7 protein-coding genes and 2 tRNA genes are annotated in these 8,623 nt (G+C 43.8%); 1 reads left to right on the forward strand and 8 read right to left on the reverse strand.

Annotated features, from left to right (window positions below):
* Positions 1-350 precede the first annotated feature (350 nt).
* From ABFQ95_06125 to ABFQ95_06145, 5 genes are all read right to left on the reverse strand, one after another.
* On the reverse strand, positions 351-1,256 hold the full coding sequence (locus tag ABFQ95_06125; GenBank protein MEN8237102.1) for a class I fructose-bisphosphate aldolase: 906 nt from the start codon (positions 1,254-1,256) through the stop codon (positions 351-353).
* 21 nt (positions 1,257-1,277) lie between these two features.
* A complete protein-coding gene (gene cutA, locus ABFQ95_06130; GenBank protein MEN8237103.1) occupies positions 1,278-1,595 on the reverse strand; it encodes a divalent-cation tolerance protein CutA in 318 nt (105 codons plus the stop codon).
* Positions 1,596-1,619: 24 nt separating this feature from the next.
* Positions 1,620-1,696: transfer RNA gene (locus ABFQ95_06135), tRNA-Pro, on the reverse strand.
* A 69-nt stretch (positions 1,697-1,765) separates the two neighbouring features.
* Positions 1,766-1,842 (reverse strand) — tRNA-Glu (locus ABFQ95_06140).
* 73 nt (positions 1,843-1,915) lie between these two features.
* A complete protein-coding gene (locus ABFQ95_06145; protein MEN8237104.1) occupies positions 1,916-3,163 on the reverse strand; it encodes a DEAD/DEAH box helicase in 1,248 nt (415 codons plus the stop codon).
* 483 nt (positions 3,164-3,646) lie between these two features.
* Between ABFQ95_06145 and ABFQ95_06150 the strand changes: the two genes are divergently transcribed.
* Positions 3,647-4,354: a hypothetical protein gene (locus ABFQ95_06150; protein ID MEN8237105.1), complete on the forward strand. Its 708-nt coding sequence runs from the start codon at positions 3,647-3,649 to the stop codon at positions 4,352-4,354.
* A 157-nt stretch (positions 4,355-4,511) separates the two neighbouring features.
* Here ABFQ95_06150 and ABFQ95_06155 read toward each other — a convergent pair whose 3' ends face one another.
* The 3 genes from ABFQ95_06155 to tkt form a co-directional block, all read right to left on the reverse strand.
* The gene (locus ABFQ95_06155) at positions 4,512-4,937 is read right to left on the reverse strand and encodes a CBS domain-containing protein (GenBank protein MEN8237106.1); all 426 of its coding nucleotides are present in this window, start codon (positions 4,935-4,937) and stop codon (positions 4,512-4,514) included.
* Positions 4,938-5,028: 91 nt separating this feature from the next.
* Positions 5,029-6,033, reverse strand: a complete 1,005-nt coding sequence (gap, locus tag ABFQ95_06160; protein MEN8237107.1) for a type I glyceraldehyde-3-phosphate dehydrogenase — start codon at positions 6,031-6,033, stop codon at positions 5,029-5,031.
* Between the two features lie 118 nt (positions 6,034-6,151).
* Complete coding sequence (gene tkt / locus ABFQ95_06165) at positions 6,152-8,203, reverse strand: transketolase (GenBank protein ID MEN8237108.1); 2,052 nt, start codon at positions 8,201-8,203, stop codon at positions 6,152-6,154.
* Between the last annotated feature and the right edge of the window lie 420 nt (positions 8,204-8,623).

Consider the following 8,623-nt stretch of genomic DNA (forward strand, 5'->3'; position numbering starts at 1 on the left):
ACTTGCAAGCATAATCGCAGATAAGCCTCGGATACCCAATTGTCATTCAACACGGATCTGAATGGACGATCTACCCTGACATTTGGAGAAGATACCTTTCAACGACACTACAAACTGCTTCTCTTCTGGGGTAAGAGGTTTTCCTCTGGTATAGCTCCGCATTATAACTCCAAGGACTGGGGTAACTTATCCTTATATTATACCACACGAAAAAGCGAATTTTACCTTTTCATCTGCAGGTGCCTATAATGCTGCTTTTTACTTCACTGAGGGAGTTAGTATCGAACTTTTTGATCAGAAAAAATTCAGCTTACCCTCTCAAAACGCAAAAGAGCCAATTTTTTGAACTCTTAATTGGTATATACATCCACGATTTGCTCAAAAAGTTCCAAGGACTCTTCTCTTGGGCGTTGAAACATGTTGCGTCCTATTATAGAGCCGCTGCCTCCGCCTTTTTGGATAGCTTGGGCGTCACTAAGCACACTGGCGTTGTCTTTTTTGGTACCACCTGAAAACACCACGAGTCTTCTGCCGGCAAAGCATGACTGCACGATATGTTTAATGCGGTCTTGTGGTTGCTCAGCTGGTATATCACGGTAAAAGGGTGCTGTTTCATTGTCTTCTACGTAAGAGGTAGGAAATTTAACCTTGATAATGTGAGCCCCCAACAGAGCTGCCATATGAGCGCTGTAAGCAACAACATTAAGAGCAGTTTCTCCCGCAGATGAAATATTGGGTCCACGCGGATAAGACCATATAATCACTGCTAAGCCACAAGATTTGGCTTCAGCTGCCAACTCTTTTGCTTCTTCAAACATCTCAAGGCTTTCTTGAGCACCAGGGTAAATCGTTATTCCAATCGCACTGCATCCGAGTCTTAGGGCCTCTGCTATCGTTGCGGTCAAAGCTTGATCTTGTTTTACAGACAAACCATTTGAGCTATTGATTTTTAAAATGGTGGGGACCTGGCCTGCATATGTGCTAGCTCCTGCTTCCAGTAAACCAAGCGGTGCAGCAAATGCTGACACTCCTGCATCCACAGCCAGTTGATAATGATAATGGGGATCGTAACCGGCTGAATTTGCTGTAAAAGCACGAGGTCCATGTTCGAAACCTTGATCCACGGGAAAGATAATCAGCTTTCCTGTATTTGCCATTTTTCCGTGAGTAAGGATGCGTGCTAGGTTAACTTTTGTGCCAGGAGAGTCGGACTCATACCTTTCAAGGATTTTCTTAACGTTGTTAGAAATGTGCACGGATGATCCTCCATAACCTCACTATACAGTGGCCTCATAGACCCAGTTCAAGTACTCTTGATTGCCACTGGTGATGGGCGCACTAACGATGCAGGGAGTTTTATGGCTGTGCAATTCTTTAACGCGTTCAACAACACTCGGTATATTGGGGCGGGTTGTTTTAGCGATCATGGCAACTTCACCATTTTCTTGAAGTTCGCCACCCCATTTGTAAATAGAGGTTATTTTTTCAAAGATATTGATACAAGCTACAAGCCGTTCTTCCACAAGTACTGTGGCAATCTTTTTGGCCTCTTTCATATCACCTACAGTTAAATAGACAAGATCAAATTGTTCCATGTAAAGTCACTCCTACGTTTTTGATGGTCGGAGCGGCGGGATTCGAACCCACGACCCCCACACCCCCAGTGTGGTGCGCTACCAGGCTGCGCTACGCTCCGCACATTAAATTCACTCTTGGAAACTATAGAAGGGGAGAAGAGGTGATGCAAGCACAAACCTAAAAAAACTGGCGTCCCCAACGGGATTCGAACCCGTGTCTCTACCTTGAAAGGGTAACGTCCTAGGCCGTCTAGACGATGGGGACAAGCACTCTACTCATAGAAAGTACTATGGAATGGGTGCAAAAATCAAGCAACAACTTGCTTTGTTCGACTTTTTTAAGAAAGGGTAGGTAGTGAATTTTTCATGAACGCAGGAGTGTGATCCCCAAATCCTAGGAGCTCTCCCTTTTTTTGTGGGGTTGTCTTTTGAGGCTTTGGCTTTGGTTTCGGGCTTTGCGGTTTCGGAATTTGCTGCGGCCAAACATACTCTTTGATATCTTCCTTAACGATTTTTTGAATTTGCTCCCAGGCATTAACGTCTTCTTTGCTAACAAAGGTGATAGCAGTTCCTGACTGTCCTGCTCGCCCTGTGCGACCAATACGGTGAACATAGTCTTCCGGGTTGAGTGGAACATCATAATTAATGACACAATCTAGACTTTCAACATCAATCCCACGGGCAGCAACATTGCTTGCAATCAGAATTTTTATCTCTCCTTTTTTGAAAGCACTTAACGTTTCTGTTCTCTTAGCTTGGGTTAAATCGCCGTGGAGAAGTCCTACAGGGCGCTTATCTCGTAAAAGAGAGACGAAAAGGGATGTAGCAGCACGTTTACGGTTCATAAAAACAATCATGGTTTCAAATGATTGATCGGAAAAAACTTGACGCAGCCTTTGTCCTTTATTTTTACTTGTCGTTTTTGCGTAATATTGGTTAATCGTTTTGGCTGTTTGCGCGGGAGGTGAAACCATAATTTCGGTCGGGTCTTTTAATAAAGTCTTGCTCAAATCTTTTATTTCTGGCGGCATAGTAGCCGAGAAAAGTAAAGTTTGTCGTTTTTGCGAAAGCCTGGAAACGATAGCTTGTACTTCTGGCATGAATCCCATGTCCATCATTCTATCTGCTTCATCGATGACGAGTAGTTCAGTGCCAAGCAACAGAACCTTGCCCCTTTCAATCAGGTCAAGCAACCGCCCTGGGGTTGCAATGAGAACGTCTACATTTTTAGCAAGCTCTTTTTCTTGTGCGACTAAAGAGTGTCCACCAATAAGTAAAGCATGCTTAAGATTTGAGTTCTTTCCCAGGGATAAAAAAGTATCGGCAACTTGTATAGCCAATTCGCGGGTGGGTTCAAGTATGAGAGCGCGTGGCATACGGGCTCTCGTGCGGCTTTTGCTTAATTTGTGAATAATAGGCAAAATAAACGAAGCCGTTTTCCCAGTTCCTGTTTGAGCGCAACCAATGACATCTTTATTTTGCAGTATTTCAGGAATGACGCGAACCTGCACAGGAGTGGGTTCTGTATATCCAGCATCTTTTACTGCGCTGAGGATATTGTCTGCCAAACCTAACTTAGAAAACATATAGTATAAACCTTAATGATCTGTTTTTTACCCGTATACTAAAGGAAAATTAAAACCTCTGTTTCCCGGTACACTCAAGGCGTCTGGAAAAAGTATTTTTCCGATGTCCTGAAGTGCTCATTTACCAACGTAAACTGCGCGCTTGCAGCACATCATTAAACTAGAGGTTTTGACTTCCCACTAATGTAACATAGTGCTTATATAAATAAGCTTACTTGTATAAAAGTCAAAGGATTTCAACCATTTTCAAAGAATTTTTTTAAATCTTTGCATTTTGCTTTTGCAAAGCTCTTTTCACTCTTTTAAGTAGAAACTGGTTGCTATCTTCACTTAGCATAAAGGAAACAATCTTAACTTTATATTAATAGGTAATCTTTATCATCATTTTAAGGAACAAAGAGGTACCTGATGTAATTTGGCATCTACTAGGTAGCCAGCAGGGTTTCTATGTGTTCGAAATGAAAAACTATGAAGGAGAGTAAGATGATCCAAAATACAACGAGTTTTCCACAAAATATGAGCTACAGTCAGACACTTAATGGTGCTGGTAATTGGACTGCTCCTGGAGGTTTTGATAGCACAACTCCGATTAACAATTCGCAATGGAATCCCAATTGGATGACTGACCAGCAATTTCCAACAGGTGGTATGATGGCTCAAGGATTGATGTCTGGTCCGTTGATACAAGACCCCTGGATGCAAGGACCTTGTATGAAAGCAGGTCAGACTGGTTTTGGTATAAATCCTAGCACTAACAATTGGTTTTCCGCCCCTTTAACCAGTAATAGCTTTGCTTCCCAATATCCTATGTTTAGCTTTTCCGGGCAACAAACAGAAAATCCTTTTACTTATAAAGGATTTGGTTCACCAAGTATGAATCCCCTTGGTACTGCGAACGTCAGGTTCATAGACAACGATACAGAGACAATTATTGAAATCCACGCATTAGGATTGAATATGGAAAATTCAGAAGTATCAACAATTGCCAATGAAATTCGTGTACGTTTTTTTGGAGGCAGCACACGGCAAACTTCTGAAATGTCGTCAATGCTCGTTTTGCCTATGCCAACATTTGGTGATAATCAGCAAGTTCAGGCGGCAGCAACCAATGATTTTCTAAGAATTGTTGTTGCAACTCGTAAAGAAATTGCAAACACTATCAAAAAAATCAAACCAACAAAACTCAAATAAGACAAACGGCTAAGATTTTGGTGAAGGGCTGACTCTGTTTTATGGGAGTCAGCCCTTTTTTATACCTATTCTTGATTTTACTGATCCTCTCTTGAGAGGAAATGGAGGTTACTTCGCATATCGAAGACCAGAGTCAAGAACAGGCAAACTACAAATACTAGTGCGGTTGTGCGGGTTTTGAAATAACACGTAGTGCTTCTTCAGCACAGTGCCCGGAGTCCTTACACGCTAGATCACCAAGAGAAACCATTCCAACGAGCCTCTTTTCCTTATTTAGTACCGGAAGACGCCGAATTTGATTCTTTGCCATATTTCTCCCCACTTCTTCGACACTATCATTTTCATAGCAGTATAAAACTGGAGAAGACATAGCATCTTTGACCTGAGCAGAGGACGCTTCCCTACCTTCAGCAACAGCCCGAACTGCAATATCCCGATCAGTTAACATTCCCACCAAACGGTCTCCTTCACGCACGGGGATTGCTCCTATGTCATCATCCCGCATCAACTGTGACGCTTTCTCGAGTGAATCTGCTGGTGAGAGCAAATCCACATTTTCTGTCATAATTTCTTTTACATTCATGATCATACCTCAATAATAAAACACACCCTACAATTATATTAGACAACAATATAGCTAACAAATATTTAATTTTTATGAATTAAATTATTTTTTACATTGTAGATATTATATTTGCCACATCGTTCATGCGATTGGCAAAACCCCACTCATTATCATACCAGGCTAGAACTCGGCAAAAACGTTCGCCCATAACCTGCGTTTGACTGATGTCAAAGGATGCGCTCAAAGGATTATGGTTAAAATCAATCGAGACAAGAGGGTCCTCAACAATACCCAAAACACCTTTCATTTGCGAATTTGCGGCTTGGCGCATCAAGTTATTTATCTCTTCGATTGAAGTATCCTTTTTGGCAGTAAAGCTGAAATCAATCAACGAGACATTAGGAACTGGAACGCGGATAGCTGTACCGTCCAGCTTACCCTTAAGCTCTGGTAGCACGAGACCTACAGCGCGTGCAGCTCCTGTCGATGTCGGGATCATAGAAAGGGCTGCAGCTCGAGCTCGGCGTTTGTCTGGATGAGTCGTATCGACCAGTCGTTGATCGGCGGTATAACCATGAATTGTTGTCATATAACCGCATGCAATGCCGACAGAGCGAGACAAAACCGACGCAACGGGGGCTAGACAATTAGTTGAACAAGAAGCATTAGAGATGATTTTGTGTCCTGGCGTAAGCTGGTTGTGGTTGACTCCATAAACCACAGTCAAGTCGACGTCGGTGGCTGGAGCGGATATGAGAACTTTTTTAGCACCGGCATCTAAATGTTTTTGCGCTCCTTGCCGGCTTGCAAAACGACCAGAACATTCCATGACCAAATCGACACCTAATTCTTGCCAGGGCAATTGACTCGGATCTGGTTCTGCCAAAACTTGAATTGGCCCCCGACCAACATCGATTGAATGATCTGTCACTTTGACATCATTTTGAAAACGGCCGTGAATTGAGTCGTACTTGAACAAGTGAGCATTGTCCTCAATGGTTGCCAGATCATTAAGAGCGACAACATCAAATGCTGATTGTGGTTTTTCTGCCAAGGCTCTTAAAACTAGACGTCCAATACGACCAAAACCATTAATAGCAATGCGTAAACTCATTTTTTTCTCTCCTTTGCTGAAACTGAATCAAACTGTTGGTTTCTGATACATTCGAAGTACTCATTTACTCTATGTAAACTGCGCACCTCTTACTATCTACAAAACTCCACATCTTGATTCAACCCGTACGTTGTAATTTGCCCATAACAATATCAACAATATGTCCTGTCGTGAATCCAAATCCTGCAAAAACATCGCTTGCAGGAGCCGAAATGCCAAAGTTATCCATCCCTAAAACAATCCCATCATCTCCTACATACCTATCCCAGCCTAGGGGTGAACCAGCTTCAATAGCAACTATAAGGGATTCTGGGCGCAAAATACTTTGACGATAATCTTCAGGCTGCTCTTCAAACAGGCGCCAACAAGGCATAGAAACCACAGTTGTTGCAACTCCTTCACTTTCTAAAATTGCTTGTGCTTCAATGGCAAGGTGCACTTCAGATCCAGTTGCGAGCAATGTGACTTTTGGGGTAGAGCTTGTTGCTCGCAATAGGTAAGCCCCTTCTGCGCATAAATTCTCCTGCGAATGCGATGTACGCAGTGGCGGAATTTTTTGCCGCGTGAGGGCAATCAAAGAGGGAGCGTTTGTTTTTTCAACAGCTAGCATCCAACATTCTGCCACTTCAACGCCATCAGCTGGGCGGAAAACATATAATCCAGGCATAGCACGCAAACTCGCCAGATGCTCTACGGGTTGGTGTGTGGGACCATCTTCTCCCAGACCGATGGAATCGTGCGTCATGACGAAAATACTTTGGATTTGCATCAAAGCTGCCAACCTGATGGCTGGCCGGCAATAGTCACTAAACGTTAAAAATGTTCCCCCGTAGGGCATGAATCCACCGTGGAGCCTCAGGCCATTCATAATTGCCGCCATAGCGTGTTCGCGAATGCCGTAGTGGATATAGCGACCGGAAAAGTCATTGCGGTTTACAACATCCATATCTTTTGCACGTGTATTGTTTGAACCAGTTAAGTCGGCTGATCCCCCCACCATTTCTGGAATGCTACTGGTCAGAGTTTCCAATACAGTTTGTGAAAGTTGCCGCGTTGCCTGTCGTTCAGTATTTTTGACAAAATTTTTAATCAGGTCTTGCATCGCAGTTCGCCAGTTTTTTGGCAAGTTTTCAGCAAAGCGTCGTTGCAATTCTTCCCTCTTATCCATATCCATCGCTGCTATGCGCTGCTGCCAAGCTTTGCGCACTTCCGCTCCTTTATGACCGACTGCTTTCCAATCGTTTTGTATTGGGTCAGGGATCTCAAAGGCAGGATACGGCCAATCCAGTGCTGCACGAGTGGCGGCAATTTCACTTTCCCCTAGCGGGGCACCATGAGCGCCAGCGGTTCCGCCTTTATGAGGAGCTCCGAAGGCAATAGTGGTACGACAAGCAATCATAGAGGGTCTGGGATCATTTTGCGCTTTGATAATAGCTTCAGCAATAGCTTGGTAGTTATGACCATCAATCGATTGGGTATTCCAGCCTGAAGCCTGAAAACGCTTTTCCTGGTCCTCAGAAGTGCTGAGATCTGTGGAACCATCAATAGTTATGTGGTTATCATCAAAGAAAACAATCAATCGTCCAAGTTGTAAGTGTCCTGCAAGGGAAATGGCTTCCTGGGAGATTCCTTCCATGAGGCAACCATCGCCTGCAAAAGCATACGTGTGATGATCAAAGGCGGAACTGCCAAATTCTGCATTGAGCATACGTTCTGCCAGTGCCATTCCAACAGCATTAGCAAGACCTTGCCCTAGAGGGCCTGTGGTTGTTTCAATACCAAGGCTGTGATTTTTTTCGGGGTGACCAGCAGTATGGCTGCCCAGTTGTCTGAAATTTTTGAGCTGCTCAAGAGTCATGCCCGCATAGCCGGTCAAATAATTAAGAGCATATAGCAACATCGAGCCATGTCCATTAGAGAGTACAAAACGATCCCGGTCAGGCCACTCAGGATCCGTGGGATCGAACTTCAAAAACTGAGAAAATAAGACCGTTGCAATATCAGCCATACCCATCGGCATCCCAGGGTGCCCGGATTGCGCTTTTTCCACAGCATCGATAGCTAGAAAGCGTATGGCATTGGCCATTTGCTCTAATTTTTGTGGATCGCCTGCTAGCTTAATGGTGATATCTGACATAATGGGGTTCACTGTTGTTTTGCTCTCTCTCATTCATAGCCGAGCTGGATAGGTTTGAAAAGGGGGTTGTCGCATCTGTTGTTATTGTTCTGGAAAGATTGAAGTATCCTCTCCCAATATTCGGATAGCTCCATAATGCCTGTGCATTCCCCAAAAAAAGTTGTTTTTTTTGAAAATGGTTCTTGACAGATATCGTCTGGACAAATCTCAGGGGGTCGCTCGCCAGCGCGCCTCAGGCGCGGCTCGCTCCCCCCGCGATTTGTCCAGACGATAGCAGAAACGCTATTCTACATTACTGAAATTATGGTGATGTGGATAGGGGAAAAAAAGTTCTTGACTCAGGTGCAATTAGAGAACGGATTCTGTGGGACAATCTTGGGTTGAAAAAGGATAGGTTATCGGGTACCTGTTTGATGTAAAAAAACACCGGCTAAAAAGTCGGCAACAAGAGGG

Source organism: Pseudomonadota bacterium (genome assembly GCA_039714795.1).
Classification (GTDB): domain Bacteria; phylum Pseudomonadota; class Alphaproteobacteria; order JAGOMX01; family JAGOMX01; genus JBDLIP01.